Below are 15,018 nucleotides of genomic sequence, written 5' to 3'. Positions count from 1 at the left end.
TCAGTCACTCCCCCAACCGTTGAGAAAAGCGTCAGCAAATTTCACTGTCGCGATAACGCCGTTCAAAAAGGCTCGCTCATCCAGGTCAAAATGGCTGCTATGATGCTCGGCTTGCGATCCGGCTGCCTCATCACCCGCACCGAGAAAGACAAAGAGGGCTGGGCAGAGTGAAGCGTAACGATTGAATGATTCCGAGGCATACCAACGAGGTTGATGAACCAGCGTACCGTCAGGAAAGATGTCTGTTAACTGCCGCTGCGCAAAGGCGGATAAACGCGCATCGTTGATCGTCGGACCCACCAGCAGTTTCATCTCTGCGGCAAACTCAATTTGACAGGCTTGCGACGCCGCAGCATGAGCCGCAACCGTCTTGATCAGGTTAAACGCCCTTTCCCCCTCGCTAACGTTGAAATATCGGATAGTCCCTGAAATAGAAACGCGATCGGGTATCACATTCGCCGCGGTTCCGCCATGGATCGTTGCCAGCCCTAAGGTAACCGTTTCATTCACATCGATACGATTAACCCAGGCCGAAGCGAGCGCCATCACCACATTCGCGGCGCCAAATAACGGATTGATGGAGAGATCGGGACGCGAACCATGCCCGCCTCGTCCGATCACATCCATATTGATCAACGCGGCGCCGGCCATTCTCGGGCCGGGATCGACACAGATCGTGCCCGACCGCATAAAAGAGACGATATGCATCCCCCAGACCGCATCCGGTGCCTTACGCGAGAGCGCGTGTAACATCTTCTCGATGCCGCAGCCCGTCTCCTCGCCCTCCTCAAAGCAAAAAAGCAGTGTGCCAGCCAGTGTATGCCGATACTTCACCAGAACTTTCATTGCGCCCAGCAACATCGCCATGTGGCTATCATGGCCGCAGGCATGGCAAGCGCCGGCGCGCTGTGAAACGTATCGCTTCTTCCCGGCCAGATTCATTTCGCTCTCATCCATCGCCAGCGCATCGATATCACAGCGTAAGGCTAAGGTTTTACCCGGCCGCTCACAGGATAAGATGGCAATGAAACCGGTATGCTCAACGTCTTCGATAGGCAAGCCTAACGCCCCCACCTCTTGCTTGAGAAAGGCGCTGGTTGCAAACTCTCTCCCCGATATCTCGGGATTCTGGTGCAGATAGCCACGCGTCGATCTGACATAGCCGTCCACCTCCTGTGCCGCCGCGATAATCGCTTCATGGGATAACATACCCTTGCCTCCAGAGACCGATTGATGATCAGCTATAATATATATTTATCATTACGGTATTTATTTATCTTATTTATGCTCTCTACTGAGTGATATTTCACCCATCTCAATCGTGTACTAACGCCATCGACAAATACTGCTAGTGCATCAGCTTGTCAAAGCTATAAAGTAAAAATGAGAGGCCGAAAGAGGAAAAGCGTAAAACGAAGCGAATTTACCATTATTAAAGGAGCCATTATCAGCGCCAGACTGACCCTTTATCACCATGACGAGTCATCTCCCCATTCCATCTCCCTCAGTGATTTTTTCTTCATCTTTATTAGCAAGATATGATGTTATAAATTCCATAGCAAAATGCATGCATCAAGATATATTTAACATTCTGAAAATATTAATATATATCAATTAGATAGAAATATACAACGATGTAACCTAAAACGAACAACTAGAATGCAAACCAAGCATCTTATTCAGGCTCGGGTGTCCTCACCATCTGCTCATCGCTATGCGATCTTACCCCTTCCCTAACTCGCGACATCACATGGATAATCGTAAAGATTACGCCTCCCTCAGTATCGGCTCTCCGATTATTTCGATTAATCATTATCTGCTAATTAGATAATTATGATTTGGGAAATTTCGTCATCTTCGACAAGACTCGCCCACATTAAGAGCAAACCCCATATTTTTTACGCGCGCTCTCACACCACGCCACACGCGCAAAATCACTCGAGATCACATAATACGAAATCTAATTTGCATTTATTTTATAAATATAATTTTATTTAATAGTGTGAGATAGATTAGGAATTCATTTCAATAGGGCTTTATTGAATAAATCGAACTTTTATTGAATTGAAGGATCAGAGCACGCATCCTCTGATAACGCAAGCAATCCCGTGGCAAAATAGAAGTCCAGGATCACCAACTGGCGCACTGACAACAAGCCCTTATCCATCGAGGTTCCATCACTTTCTGGCTGGATGACGAGTCGATTCAGGCCTGGTATGAGTCAGCAATACCTTCATCACGGGGGAGACCTCTGCGCTATTCTGATCTTGCCATCACGCCTGTCCTCGTGATTAAACGCCTATTCCGACAGATCCACCGAAAAATCAGGTCAGCAGCAGCCGATGGGGCTTACGATACCCGGTTATGTCACGATGAGCTACGCCGCAGGAAAATCAGCCTCCTCACTCCTCCCTCGAAAGGGAACAGCATCGTCTTTAGAGTAGTTTCTTTGTGAGTTACAGTACGCCTGACTTAAGCTAGAAGCGAGTCAGTATTCCCAAACGAGTTAAACTTCGATTGATTACTTCAATAACTCTTGTATCATTGAAGTATGAATAAAGAAACTGCGACACACGTATTTGAATCCCTGGCCTCCGGCGTACGGCTGGATATCTACCGCTTGCTGGTGAAGGCCGGGCTGGAGGGCATGGTGGCGGGGAAAATTGCTTCGACTCTAGCCATTGCGCCTAACAACCTCTCCTTTCATCTCAAGGCAATGACCCATGCGGGTCTACTGTCGGTGGTGCAAGAGGGGCGTTTCCAGCGCTATCGAGCCAATATTCCCTTGATGTTGGAGCTCATTGCCTTTCTGACCGAGGAGTGTTGCTCCGGTCATCCGGAACAATGCGCGTCGCTACGCAGCGCCTCCAGTTGTTCACCTGCGTTGTTGCCCACGCTTGACTTACCAACTCCTTGTGACTGTAAGGACTAATCCGATGAACGTACTATTCCTGTGTACCGGTAACTCGTGTCGCTCCATCCTTGGTGAAGCTACATTTAACCATCTGGCACCAGAAGGATGGCAGGCCATGAGTGCCGGGAGTAACCCCACCGGTCAGGTGCATCCGCGCTCACTGGCGCTATTGTCCCGTGAGGGCATCAATACCGATGGCTACTTCAGCAAGTCATGGGAAGATCTGTCCCAAGTGCCGGATATTGTCATTAGCGTGTGTGGCAATGCCGCCAATGAGCCCTGTCCAGTCTATCTGGGCCCTGTACTGCGGACCCATTGGGGGGTTGAAGACCCGGCTCATGCCACCGGCACCGATGAAGAGATCGACGCCGCTTTTATGACCGCCTACCGTATTCTGCGCGACCGCATCGAGGCATTTTTCGCCCTGCCACTGGCCGAACTGCAACAGGACAAGGCTAAACTCAAGGTCGAAATGGACCGCATTGCCGACCAGATTTCTTAAGGAAATCTATCTATGACCCAGCCTTATCATGAACTGATTGCCGGATATAGTGCCCAAGATATCCAGCTGATAGCCAACAGTGCGAATCGACTGGCTGCGCGGCCTGCCAGCCCGAACTGCAATGGGTACAGATCTCCCTGGGTAATCATGCTGGGCAACCCGAAGATGAGCTATTCCTTGATGCCATTCACGCTGTAGTTGAGGTCTATCAGCATGGCCAGAAGGCGGCCTTCCATTGTGGTGGTAAAGGTCGTACCGATACCTTCGCCTCAGGCGTGCTGCCGGCGTTAGGCGTATGCAAGACTCTGGTTAAGGCGGCAATCATGGCCAAGGTGACTCGTCAAGATATCAACATCAAGTCGGATCAATACTCGATATTGAGTCGCCTCTATCTGGATAGCCAACTGATGAGAGTGTCCTGATGCCCCCGCTTCCCAATTTTGAACCCGCGCAATGCTACTACACCGGGAGTGTACGAAGTGAGAGCGGATCAGTCATTGGTCATCTTTGCCGAACCAGCAACATCCGAGGGAAGTGAAGCGCAGCAATTGCATGAGTTCTGCCGTATTTACAACGAAATCGGTAACTGGAGCCGCATTTTCATGAGCCTGCCTCAGAACAAACTGGATCGGTTGTCCCCCCTACGGGAGCTAAACAGTATTGGCTTGATGCAAACCGCCGTTATCACAATACAAGGAGAACAATGATGTCGGCACAAAGTAAAATCACCGCTAAACAGGCGGCAGGTGCTCCCATGAGCTTTTTCGAACGCTACCTGACGGCTTGGGTTGCGCTGTGTATCGTTATCGGTATCGCCTTAGGGCAAGGCATGCCTAGCTTGTTCAAGGTCATCGGAGCCATGGAGATCGCCCAGGTCAACCTGCCTGTCGGTATACTCATCTGGGTGATGATCATCCCCATGCTGCTTAAAATCGACTTCGCAGCGTTGCATCAGGTCAAGGAGCATGTACGCGGCATCGGTGTCACTCTGTTCATCAACTGGTTAGTGAAGCCTTTCTCCATGGCGTTTCTTGGCTGGTTGTTCATCCGGGTGTTGTTTGCCGACTGGTTGCCTGCAGAGCAGCTCGATAGCTATATTGCTGGCCTCATTCTGCTGGCCGCTGCACCTTGCACTGCCATGGTGTTTGTCTGGAGTCGACTGACCAATGGTGATCCCTACTTCACCCTATCTCAGGTGGCGGTGAATGATCTCATCATGGTGTTTGTTTTTGCCCCCTTGGTTGGCTTGCTGTTAGGGGTGTCCAGCATCACAGTACCCTGGGATACCCTGCTGACTTCGGTAGTGCTCTATATCGTCATTCCGGTGATCATGGCACAGCTCATTCGTCGCGCGTTATTGCGCCAAGGAGCAGACGCCTTCGATAGCACCATGCATCGCATCCAGCCTTGGTCCATCGCGGCTCTGCTGCTGACTCTGGTGCTGCTGTTTGCCTTTCAAGGTGATGCCATCATCCAGCAACCGTTGGTGATCGCCCTCTTGGCGGTGCCTATTCTGATCCAGGTATTTTTCAACTCCAGCTTAGCTTACTGGCTAAATCGCAAGGTCGGCGAGAAGCACTCGGTGGCTTGTCCGTCAGCATTGATTGGCGCTTCCAACTTTTTCGAGCTAGCAGTGGCAACAGCCATCAGCCTGTTTGGCTTCCACTCCGGTGCCGCATTGGCGACTGTCGTAGGGGTGCTGATTGAAGTCCCTGTTATGCTGTTGGTGGTGAAGGTTGTCAATCGTAGCAAGCGTTGGTACGAACAGGGGCTTCCTCGATAATGAAAACAGTTGCCCCGATCCCGGCTTGCTTGTTGCGGGCCTGGCAACAGCATAAAAGAGAATTACGCAGTTGGTTATTTCAGCAACTACGAGAGCCGGATCGTGTTGATGATGCATTGCAGGAAATCTTTATCAAAGCAATGAAACAGGGAACAGCGTTCTGCGCCATTGCCCAACCCCGCGCCTGGTTATTTGAAGTGGCGCGACATCACTTGATTGATGAATACCGCAAGCGGCGTGAGATGTTGCCCTTGTCCGATGAGCTCCCCCAGGATGAGCCAGAGCAAGCGGTGGTTGACCAACTGACCGCTTGCCTACCACGGGTTTTAGCAGAGCTCGAGAGCGCAGATCGTGACATTCTGATCCGCTGTGACATCGAAGGGATGACTCAGCAAGCGTATGCTAACCAGCAGGGGTTAAGCCTCTCTGCCGTCAAGTCTCGCCTACTACGAGCTCGAGTCCGCCTGAAAAACCGGCTCCACACCACCTGCGCTGTTCAACTCGACGACCAAGGTCAGGTCTGCTGCTACATTCCGCGCGCTCCGATGTCAGAACAGAAATGACCACTAAAGACAGATCAAGCCTTGGATAGTTTTTCGGTTAGTGGACAACAGCGCTTGGTTCCCCTCCAAAACGACTCACGGACAAGCAATCACGCGGTAACCGTACTTTTGGGAAACACTCGGTATCCTGAGCCAACCAATGGCGTCTTCTTGAATAAGATAGAACATTCGCTCATCAACCGACGATGGGTAGCAGCGCCTCTCGTTAGAAAAACAACAATGCGATATATCCCATGAGGATGGCCATACCCAATATGATGGATACGAACGCGACAATCATAGGCATTCTGAACATGGATTTGAGCAAAATTACTTCGGTAATACTGGCACCAGCACTGCCAATAATCAGTGCCATAACGGCACCGATGCTCATCCCTTTACCCAGTAATACTGATGCCAGAGGGATAACTGCTTCGGCTCGGATATAGAGCGGGATGCCAATCACGGCACTCAGAATGATAGCAAATGGATTATTTGAGCCAGCATGATTTGAAATCCATTCTGCGGGTACAAAGCCATAAATGATAGAACCAATAAGAATCCCGATGATGAGATAAGGAGCCACTTTTTTGAATTGTTGCCATGCTTCAGCAAATGAGCTCTTTAAAACAGACGATGACCACTGTGTTCTTCTCACAGAATTCTGCTTGGGACTGCAACAGATTGTGTTGATCATCCTCTTTTGTGATGGGCTCTTAATCGCCGAATTGGAACGGCAAGAGGTTGTCGTTGGCGAGAACAACTGGATCTGCAATTTCATGTTACCACTCACCTCTTGAGCCTCCTGCGGCTTAGATAGAGATGCTGATGGGCAGCTAATGGCATCGCGTTGCGCGTTGTCCCTCATCGGAATCACAAACCGACTGAACTCCAGCTTGTTTAGGGCCCAACCCGCTACTACGGAAACACTCAATGCGATCAGCGAATACAGGGTCGTAATTTTCCAGCCAAATGTAGCCCACATTAAGCCGATAATAATCGGATTCAGCAATGGGGAGACAAAAAGAAACGTCAATGTTGGCCCAAAACCCGCTCTGGCTTGCAGCATTCCTCTGAGCATGGGAATGGTGGAGCAACTGCAAAACGGTGTAATAGCACCGAGTAAAGAAGCGATAAGATAGCCTTTACCCTGTCGACTTCCCATGATCGTTTGGATCTTGTTGTTAGGTACTTTACAACGCAACCAATTGACTCCCGTACTGATTAACAAAAATAGCAATGATAATTCTATTGCCAGTACAAGTAGCATTTGGGCAGCATTTTGAACCATAAGTAACCAGTCAGTCATTTTCATCTCCTTCATTTCCTTATTTCTAGAATACTCGAAATATGTGCCATGGCAATATATTTCTGTTATTGTCGAAATATCAAGATTCGTTGGAGAGTATATGCAGTTAGATGAAGTCGCCAAGGCATTGAAGGAGTTGGGGCATCCAACTCGTTTGTTCATATACAAGCACCTAGTGAAGGCTGGTAGCGAGGGGCTCGCCGTCGGTGAGTTGCAACAACAACTGGCCATCCCCGGATCTACTCTAAGCCATCACATAGCAGCACTCGTTTCCGCTGGTCTTATCCGACAAAACCGGGAGGGTAGAACATTATTGTGCATTTCTCGATACGAGGTACTGGATGAGATCATTCGTTTTCTGCAAGAAGAGTGTTGTACCAATAGCAATGCCAAGGAGTAATTAACCGGAACAACAACTTTTCTTGCATCCTTTTGTGCACTCATGCGTCTTCATAAGCAGAATCACATTGTTTATGGGTAACCATCATGAGAGCGCTTGTTTCCATTAAAAAACTTCCCGAGCGGAGGCCGTCCTTATTTTTGTTCCTTAGTGCTGTTATCTGGTTGGGATTGTACCAATTGATTCTGCCGACTTCGGAGTTGCTGGTCGGTTGGCTACCGCTGGATCCCACAAGTCATCTAGGGGAAGCCTTACAATTCTTCCTCTACGACACACCTAAGGTACTGTTGCTGCTAACCGGCATCGTCTTCGTCATGGGGATGATCAACTCCTGGTTCACTCCAGAGCGGACTCGTGCCCTACTGGCTAAACGTGGCGAGGGGGACGCTAATGTATTAGCTGCCCTGCTCGGCATCGTTACCCCCTTTTGCTCTTGCTCGGCGGTGCCGCTGTTTATCGGCTTTGTCCAAGCTGGAGTGCCACTCGGCGTCACCTTCTCGTTTCTAATCTCGGCACCGATGGTCAATGAGGTCGCCTTGACTTTACTGTTCGGCCTATTTGGCTGGAAGATTGCTTTGCTCTATCTGGGATTAGGGCTCAGCGTCGCCATAGTGGCGGGTTGGATTATCGGTCGGATTAAAATGGAGGTGCAGCTTGAGGAATGGGTGCAACAGATGCCCCGCATCCATACGAATGATCCGTTGCAATCGATGACGCTGGCGGATCGGATACAGAGTGGCTTCAGTGCCGTGCGGCAGATCGTGGGGAAGGTGTGGCCTTACATATTGGTGGGGATCGCCATCGGTGCTGGTATTCACGGTTATGTGCCGGAATCCTTCATGGCCTCATTTATGGGTAAAGAGGCCTGGTGGTCGGTACCGCTGGCCGTGATCATGGGCGTACCCATGTATACCAACGCCGCCGGTATCATCCCCATCGTCCAGGCACTGCTAGCCAAAGGGGCGGCGTTGGGAACTGTATTGGCGTTTATGATGGCCGTCATTGCCTTGTCTTTTCCCGAGATGGTCATATTACGTAAGGTGCTAAAACCCAAGTTGATTGCCACCTTTGTGGCCGTGGTTGCTAGCGGCATCTTGTTGGTGGGTTATATCTTCAATGCGGTGTTATAGCCGCTATTCTTAAACCAGAGATAACATGATGAAAAACATTAAAGTACTGGGATCAGGCTGTGCCAACTGTAAAGCCGTTGCCAAACTAATCGCTGCCGTGGCAGAGGATAAAGGCATCGCCATCGAACTGGAAAAGATCGAGGAAATCCGCGAGATTATGAGCTTCGGTATCCTCTCTACACCAGGAGTAGTGGTAGATGGCCAAGTCGTGCACTCCGGTGGTATTCCCTCACGCGACAAAATTGAACAATGGCTTACCGCCTGATTCTTAAACAATGGAAATACACAACTTGTCATTCATAGGGACAAAATTACTATGATTGCAGAGGAGAAACATTTGAACGCAGTATCATTAATGTCTTCAGATCCCTGAGTTGGGGCTATCGCACCCACCGCCCGTATTACTTTGAGGAGAAGATTATCGTGAATACGCTGGTCAGAATGGCCAGTGAGGATTTCACTTCAGACCGGGCGCTCGTGCTCATCAATTGATCGGTCTGGAACACAGGCGACATCCACTGGACGGCAAACCTGTACCGGATAATCGAGCCAATATTGCATCACGTTTTGATGCGCACGCGAGCCGTCACAGAAAAAGTGCCGGGGACTACAGCGATGTAGTATCTCTTGATCCGCTACGTTCCAGAAACAGTCAGCATACATCACCTTAGGCAACTTAAGCTGGTAGAAAAATAGCATCGACGCAAAGCACTATCTGTAGATGATGGCAGCAAGATAGGGGGAGAAAACACGCCATACCGTCCGAGGAGAAACCATCGTGTCTCATACAAACCAAGCACTGATAGCATACTGGATGGCATACTGAAAAATACAGAAATGAAAAAACCCCAAGTTAATCAATAACTTGGGGTTAAAATTTGGCGGAAGGACAGAGATTCGAACTCTGGGAGCTGTTACACTCGACGGTTTTCAAGACCGTTGCCTTAAACCACTCGGCCATCCTTCCAATGGCTGAGGATATTAATCGGCTCGGCGTTTCTTGTCCAGTCCTAAAATCATCTTTTCACTCAAGCGGCTAGCAAATGAACGACATGTTCTCTTTCTATACGCCGCCTCAGCGCCGTGGTCCCATCTGGAGGCCGATGAGGGAGGCTTTGAGCATCTTCATCGCAATATTCCAACGGCTAGCGCTATGACTAGCCAAGGCGTATTTCGCGACACAACGGGCTACGTGTACTCTTCTGCTATTCATCAGCACCTCCTCATCAACATATTTCAGATAAAGCCTATACCCGTCGGCTTCAGTATATGTATGACTAATGTAAAGTTGCCGGAGGATTTGCCGTTTGCTGTAAAGCGCAGAGGTGGTCGACCGCACGGCTACCCCGCTAAGATAGCCGCTGACAATTGCGATTAAGGTGCCTGGATGATAATGGCGACGCGCCGGTTCTCCGCTCGCCCTTGCCGTGTCGCATTATCGGCAATCGGATCACGTTTGCCCATGCCACGCGTGGTGAGGTTCGCGCGAGGCATACCGCCGCTGGCCAGGGCATCCGCGACCTTATCGGCCCGCTTCAGGGACAACTGTTGATTATAGGCATCCGTCCCATAGTTATCGGTATAACCGTCCAAACGAGCATGCAGGATGGCGACCTTCGATAACGCTCGGCCAATCTCGGCGACATGCGCCTGGCTCTCTGGACGTAGAACAAATTGGTTATTACCGAATAGCACCTTCTCTGACATGCCAAAACTCCACCCATCATTACCTTGAATGAAGCCTTGTTGTTGTAACACCGCCACCTGCTGCGCCGAGAAGGTCTCTTTTCGCTGACAACCACTCAGCGCCATACCACCGATCAGCACGCCCATCAACCAGGCAATATGCTTCGTTCTGACCATATCTATTCCTTATTATTAGTAGCTAACCAATACTCCAACCACCGCCCCGCTGTTTACTCTGGTACATGGCGCTATCTGCCCTCTCCAACAAGTCACTCAGCTGACTATCAGGCACAGAGAAGGTCAACCCAATACTGAACGTCATGCTAACGTGTACCCCATTAGCCAGCGTGATCGGTTGTGGCACTGCCTGTAATATCCCCTGGGCAACGCGCTCAGCTTCGTCGGCATGCTCGATATTGCGCAATAAAATGGCAAACTCATCCCCGCCCAAACGTGCCACCATATCCGTTTTTCGAATCTGTTTGCTCAGGCGACTGGCCACCTCGATTAATACGTGGTCCCCTGCCGCATGACCCCAGCCGTCGTTAATACTCTTAAAACCATCCCCATCCAGAAACATCACGCATATCTGCTCCTGTTGCGGATTCAAGCTCTCCAACATATTCATAAAGCAGGTACGATTCGGCAAACCGGTCAACGGATCGTGTAACGCCTTATAGCTTAAGACCCCATTCTCATTCACTAATGAGTCATGTTGTGACTCCACTTCGATCAACAAGCTGTTAAACCCTCGGCTTAACTCTTCGATCTCCGCGATCTGCGAATGCGGTACGCGCAGCGAATAGCTGCGCCGCTCACGAACCTGACGCGCCACCTTCGCGATGGCATATAACTCATCCACAATACCGGTATGCATCCGCTGCACGAGATAGAGCGAAAGTAAGGCAATCAAGATCAAGCAACACAACATACCTAAGAGGAAATAGCCCAAGAAATGCATCAGCATCGAGCCATCCGCCTTCAAGGAAACATAACCGATCAATTGGCCATTGTGTTCGATCGGCCCGCTCACGGCGCTGGGTAGTAGCCAACCACGCAGCAGGCGGTTCACCCGCTCATCGGTCGGCGTCGGCGAGTACCAACGAACCCAGACTTGATGTTGTGCATTACTAATCGTCGCCTCGGCGATCTGCTCGCGCTTAGCGATCATATTCAGGGCATCTAACGCAGCGGGTTTATCATTAAATACCACCGCCGCCTCACTGGTATAACTGATGGTCATCGCCACCAATTGCAGATTATGTTCTGCATAACTACGTAGCGTGAATAGCGATAATAATGATAGCGGTATCCCCGCCAGTAATAACGTCACGGCAATGATCATCAGGTGAATACGCTGAAACATGCGCCGTAATGTCGGGCGAGTTTGACGTGAGCTGACTCCCTTGGAAAATAAGCGTTTCACCCTGTTACCCTTTTCTCTTTGCCAAGAGCAGCACATTGGGGTTGACCTGTATGTTGCTGCGCGCCAGCGTATCCAAATTTAACTCGAAGTTGACGCTTTGTTTCCCCAATTGCAGGCAAAACGCACTGCCTTTACTGCATTCACGGTTATCTTCCGCGATGGTTAACAAACTTTTCCCCTGTAGCAAACTGATCACTGACTGTTGCTGTTCGGGCGTAACATCACCGTAATAGACGGCATCGCACTGCTGCAGAATAGTCTGCGGCGCAAAAGCAACCTCGCGCACACTGAGCTGAGCTGTCGCCGGCATAGACACTAACTGATGGGCAAAGCGTGTCGGTGGAATGATGCATAGGCGGATCGGCTGCGATGGCGGGCGCCAGCGAGTAAAGCTGATCATTCCAGTCACGATGCGGGCGACGTCTCGCTCCCGCTGCTGTTGTAGGTCATCCCGCTGCTCACCGCTAAGCGCATGCGCCGGCGAACAAAGGATCCCGAGCAAGAGACAACAGGCCAGCACACACATGACCCCGTATTTAAGCGGATGATACATTGTGAAATTCATGCAGCAGACTCAATCACTCCCCATTTTATCTCTGTGAAAACTGGGGCTATTATCCCCACAACTATTTCATCCGCTCGAGGATGAAACCATTAAGTCTAAAAAAAGTACACAATTAAAGAATAGGATTTTTCTTTAGTCTGGATGCATGATAGCGCCAAACCAAATAAATGTGAGGCGAACCAGCACGGCAGAGGAAGAACGTATAGATAGCTGACGCTTCCCTCCGCTTAGGATCTATCGGACGCGATACGCTATTCTTTAATCGCTGTAGATAAGCGAGAGAAAATAGGTGACAACAGTGCGACTACAACCTCACGCAGACGCTATCCTCTTAACAATTTAGCGTAACTACCGTTATTATAGACAAGTTTGGTTAAACGGTACTGACCGCCCGGTCCGCATAGGGTCATCACATGCCATCGGCAACTGGCGCCAGCGGCGTCCCACAAGGGGTTAATGATGGGAAAACGGTTACAACGAGAGAAACTCACCATCCAGCGTATGATCGCGCTGTATCAATCGAGCGCCCCGGCAGCATTGGCCGATCCGGCACACTACCAGCAGCTCTATCAGTACGCCTGCAATCGCCTAGACCGTTGCCCCTTTGGTGAGGAGAAGCCCGCCTGTAAACAATGCCCCATCCATTGTTACCAGCCGGCTAAACGGGAGGAGATGAAAAGCATCATGCGTTGGGCAGGGCCTCGCATGCTATGGCGCCACCCGATCCTCGCGCTACGCCATCTGCACGATGATCGCCGCCCGGTGCCGCCTATCCCTGAACGAAAACGGCGTGAGCGCAACTAATGTGGCTCACGCCGTCTGGCTGATGATGCCGCGTGGCGCGACTCAACGCACCACCAAGACGCTGGTCGCCGCATGGCGGACGATCTTGGTCGCGTTAGAACCGAGCAAATAGGTGGACATGCTCGGCCGGCGTGAACCAATCACGATCAGATCGGCGTCGATCTCTTGGGCCTGTTTCAGCACCTCATCGTAGATCGACCCCTTGCGGATCTGACAGCTAATACGACTTGGCTCCGTCAACGGAATCGACTCGGCGAGCGTCTGCATCTTCGCCAGGCACTCGTCCGCCAAGATATCTTCGAAGCGCTGCGTCTCTTTATTTAAGCGACTCAAGGAGCAATCCGGAACCTGCATCACATAGAGCAAACTGATCTGCACGACATCCTGCGCCGCTAGCGCTCTCACCTCGGTCAGGGCGGCCTCGGTCAACGTCATCTCATCCAGATCGACAGGAACCAAAATCGTCTTATACATCATAAACCTCCTGTTATGTTTGCCTATTAGCGATGTTAGCACCGCCAAAATCAAAAAGGGCGCTATGTCGCTGGTTTATCGAGCCAGTTAACATTTTTCCCACAGGCAAACGTTTTAACAGGATGATCACGCGAATAAAGGCTGGGGCCGCCCATCATCATCCACCGCCACGAAGTTGAACTGACCATTGATCACTTCTTCGCACCCTTCGTGATACATATCCTCAAGAAAAATGGTCACACTCACCGTTAGGCTGGTACGGCCTACGCGAGTGACTCGCCCCACTAACTCGACGATAGATCCCGAAGGGATCGGGTGCTGAAAATTAATACGCTCCGTGGAGACCGTCACCAGGCGTTTACGACAGAAACGGGTGGCGGTAATAAAGGCGACCTCATCCATCCAGGCCAGGGCGGTGCCGCCAAACAGTGTGGAGTGATGATTAATCGTGGTGGGAAAAACGACTTTTGCCACCCGAGTGGCCGACTGGGCGATCTTTTGTTCGATAGCAGGTGAATTCATAATAATGATGTACAGCAAGCATAACTTATAGGAGCAATGATTTTACCATGCTGACGCTGCTAGCTAGGCCACATATTTTCCCCTTGCCAGCAATAATAGATTGAATTTCTGCATAGTAAGCACCATATACATAACAGCAGGTCGGACGAAGCCGCTATGCTAGCTAGCCATATGCTGGCAATAGACTCGATAACACGCTAGGCACATTACGCGGGTAGCATGAGGAATGGGATAGATAGATGGTCGATGTTTTAGTCGGATTTGTTCTGCTGGTCAGCCCATGTGGCCATGATGCCTGTGATGCTCTGCCCGTCACAGAAGATATATACCCCACACACCGCGAGTGCCAGCAGATGATCGACAAACTGCATCAGCGTCGTCCCAACGCGGTTCTCTTCTGCGGGGAAGTCTACCGCGACGAGCATGAAAAACCGCCACAGCCCTAGTACAACGCAATACACAACAGATGGGGCGCCGCCTCACGCCGCGCCCCATCACTCATCGTTCCTCATACCGCCTCAGAGCCATAAAACTGCGGGGCCGCGTCTCTACGCGACTCACCCCGGCCTTCACCTTACTTCCCCTGGCCTTACAGCTTCTCCGGCGTAATCGGTGACGGCGCATCATTGGGGCCAAAGGCAATCAATGCCAGGAGACTCAACAGGTAGCTGACATAGCAGCTACGCAGGATTTGCCTGACCAGCTTCATAAGAAACTCCTTCGCAAGGATATCCTGTCTTACTCTACCCTTTCGCCCATAAAGCGCCAGCCCGCCACATGATGGCGCTCACACTCCCATCATCTTTTATCGTACTCACGCTGAACGCAAGGATCTTTGAAGGGCCGCATGGGCGGGAGGGAGAGCAGGATCGGCGGTGGGCAGTTGGGCAGTTGGGCAGTTGGGCAGTTGGGCAGTTGGGCAGTTGGGCAGTTGGGCAGTTGGGCAGTTGGGCAGTTGGGC

17 protein-coding genes, 1 tRNA gene and 2 pseudogenes are annotated in these 15,018 nt (G+C 50.8%); 11 read left to right on the top strand and 9 right to left on the bottom strand.

The window, feature by feature from the left end; genetic code table 11:
* A complete protein-coding gene (locus ACEQFP_RS13820; RefSeq protein ID WP_035599906.1) occupies positions 1 to 1,209 on the bottom strand; it encodes an amidohydrolase in 1,209 nt (402 codons plus the stop codon).
* Positions 1,210 to 2,064: 855 nt separating this feature from the next.
* On the opposite strand from ACEQFP_RS13820, the pseudogene ACEQFP_RS13815 reads away from it, so the two are divergent.
* The 5 genes and pseudogenes from ACEQFP_RS13815 to ACEQFP_RS13795 form a co-directional block, all read left to right on the top strand.
* A pseudogene (locus tag ACEQFP_RS13815) lies at positions 2,065 to 2,422 on the top strand (transposase); the annotation flags it as partial.
* A 129-nt stretch (positions 2,423 to 2,551) separates the two neighbouring features.
* The gene (locus tag ACEQFP_RS13810) at positions 2,552 to 2,932 is read left to right on the top strand and encodes a helix-turn-helix transcriptional regulator (protein ID WP_005286570.1); all 381 of its coding nucleotides are present in this window, start codon (positions 2,552 to 2,554) and stop codon (positions 2,930 to 2,932) included.
* Between the two features lie 4 nt (positions 2,933 to 2,936).
* Positions 2,937 to 3,416, top strand: a complete 480-nt coding sequence (locus tag ACEQFP_RS13805; protein ID WP_005294177.1) for an arsenate reductase ArsC — start codon at positions 2,937 to 2,939, stop codon at positions 3,414 to 3,416.
* 754 nt (positions 3,417 to 4,170) lie between these two features.
* Positions 4,171 to 5,199 (top strand): ACR3 family arsenite efflux transporter, encoded by a 1,029-nt coding sequence (gene arsB, locus ACEQFP_RS13800; RefSeq protein WP_395839857.1) that lies wholly within the window; start codon positions 4,171 to 4,173, stop codon positions 5,197 to 5,199.
* A complete protein-coding gene (locus tag ACEQFP_RS13795; RefSeq protein ID WP_005286587.1) occupies positions 5,199 to 5,762 on the top strand; it encodes a sigma-70 family RNA polymerase sigma factor in 564 nt (187 codons plus the stop codon). Before arsB ends, ACEQFP_RS13795 begins: the two co-directional genes overlap by 1 nt.
* A 205-nt stretch (positions 5,763 to 5,967) precedes the next feature.
* Here ACEQFP_RS13795 and ACEQFP_RS13790 read toward each other — a convergent pair whose 3' ends face one another.
* The gene (locus tag ACEQFP_RS13790; protein ID WP_035594585.1) at positions 5,968 to 7,050 is read right to left on the bottom strand and encodes a permease; all 1,083 of its coding nucleotides are present in this window, start codon (positions 7,048 to 7,050) and stop codon (positions 5,968 to 5,970) included.
* A gap of 100 nt (positions 7,051 to 7,150) precedes the next feature.
* Between ACEQFP_RS13790 and ACEQFP_RS13785 the strand changes: the two genes are divergently transcribed.
* From ACEQFP_RS13785 to ACEQFP_RS13770, 4 genes and pseudogenes are all read left to right on the top strand, one after another.
* Positions 7,151 to 7,450, top strand: coding sequence for a helix-turn-helix transcriptional regulator (locus tag ACEQFP_RS13785; RefSeq protein ID WP_005286594.1), 300 nt, complete (start codon positions 7,151 to 7,153; stop codon positions 7,448 to 7,450).
* A 179-nt stretch (positions 7,451 to 7,629) separates the two neighbouring features.
* Positions 7,630 to 8,580 carry a permease gene (locus ACEQFP_RS13780; protein WP_200900972.1) on the top strand — a complete coding sequence of 317 codons (951 nt, stop codon included), beginning with the start codon at positions 7,630 to 7,632 and terminating at the stop codon, positions 8,578 to 8,580.
* Between the two features lie 25 nt (positions 8,581 to 8,605).
* The gene (locus tag ACEQFP_RS13775) at positions 8,606 to 8,845 is read left to right on the top strand and encodes a thioredoxin family protein (protein WP_005286599.1); all 240 of its coding nucleotides are present in this window, start codon (positions 8,606 to 8,608) and stop codon (positions 8,843 to 8,845) included.
* Between the two features lie 56 nt (positions 8,846 to 8,901).
* Positions 8,902 to 9,072: pseudogene (locus tag ACEQFP_RS13770) on the top strand (DUF4942 domain-containing protein); the annotation flags it as partial.
* Positions 9,073 to 9,459: 387 nt separating this feature from the next.
* Here ACEQFP_RS13770 and ACEQFP_RS13765 read toward each other — a convergent pair.
* From ACEQFP_RS13765 to ACEQFP_RS13745, 5 genes are all read right to left on the bottom strand, one after another.
* Positions 9,460 to 9,547: transfer RNA gene (locus tag ACEQFP_RS13765), tRNA-Ser, on the bottom strand.
* A 108-nt stretch (positions 9,548 to 9,655) separates the two neighbouring features.
* Positions 9,656 to 9,793 (bottom strand): hypothetical protein, encoded by a 138-nt coding sequence (locus tag ACEQFP_RS13760; RefSeq protein ID WP_165798010.1) that lies wholly within the window; start codon positions 9,791 to 9,793, stop codon positions 9,656 to 9,658.
* Positions 9,794 to 9,954: 161 nt separating this feature from the next.
* Positions 9,955 to 10,443 carry an OmpA family protein gene (locus tag ACEQFP_RS13755; protein WP_005286605.1) on the bottom strand — a complete coding sequence of 163 codons (489 nt, stop codon included), beginning with the start codon at positions 10,441 to 10,443 and terminating at the stop codon, positions 9,955 to 9,957.
* 22 nt (positions 10,444 to 10,465) lie between these two features.
* Positions 10,466 to 11,692, bottom strand: a complete 1,227-nt coding sequence (locus ACEQFP_RS13750) for a diguanylate cyclase domain-containing protein (RefSeq protein ID WP_226086035.1) — start codon at positions 11,690 to 11,692, stop codon at positions 10,466 to 10,468.
* A 4-nt stretch (positions 11,693 to 11,696) separates the two neighbouring features.
* Positions 11,697 to 12,245, bottom strand: coding sequence for a YfiR family protein (locus ACEQFP_RS13745; RefSeq protein WP_396464350.1), 549 nt, complete (start codon positions 12,243 to 12,245; stop codon positions 11,697 to 11,699).
* A 471-nt stretch (positions 12,246 to 12,716) separates the two neighbouring features.
* Between ACEQFP_RS13745 and ACEQFP_RS13740 the strand changes: the two genes are divergently transcribed.
* Positions 12,717 to 13,061: a nitrous oxide-stimulated promoter family protein gene (locus ACEQFP_RS13740; protein ID WP_005294162.1), complete on the top strand. Its 345-nt coding sequence runs from the start codon at positions 12,717 to 12,719 to the stop codon at positions 13,059 to 13,061.
* A 42-nt stretch (positions 13,062 to 13,103) separates the two neighbouring features.
* Here the strand turns inward: ACEQFP_RS13740 and ACEQFP_RS13735 are convergent, their stop codons facing one another.
* Both ACEQFP_RS13735 and ACEQFP_RS13730 read right to left on the bottom strand, forming a co-directional pair.
* Complete coding sequence (locus tag ACEQFP_RS13735) at positions 13,104 to 13,535, bottom strand: universal stress protein (protein ID WP_005294158.1); 432 nt, start codon at positions 13,533 to 13,535, stop codon at positions 13,104 to 13,106.
* A gap of 126 nt (positions 13,536 to 13,661) precedes the next feature.
* Positions 13,662 to 14,057 (bottom strand): acyl-CoA thioesterase, encoded by a 396-nt coding sequence (locus ACEQFP_RS13730; RefSeq protein WP_035594588.1) that lies wholly within the window; start codon positions 14,055 to 14,057, stop codon positions 13,662 to 13,664.
* Between the two features lie 239 nt (positions 14,058 to 14,296).
* On the opposite strand from ACEQFP_RS13730, the gene ACEQFP_RS13725 reads away from it, so the two are divergent.
* Entirely contained in the window at positions 14,297 to 14,503 is a 207-nt protein-coding gene (locus ACEQFP_RS13725) for a hypothetical protein (RefSeq protein ID WP_071523961.1), read from the top strand.
* The last annotated feature ends 515 nt before the right edge of the window (positions 14,504 to 15,018 follow it).

Source organism: Edwardsiella sp. A.80236, from assembly GCF_044540725.1.
Lineage (GTDB): Bacteria > Pseudomonadota > Gammaproteobacteria > Enterobacterales > Enterobacteriaceae > Edwardsiella > Edwardsiella tarda.
Note: the sequence above shows the minus strand (reverse complement) of the source record. Positions and strands in the feature narration are given on the sequence as shown.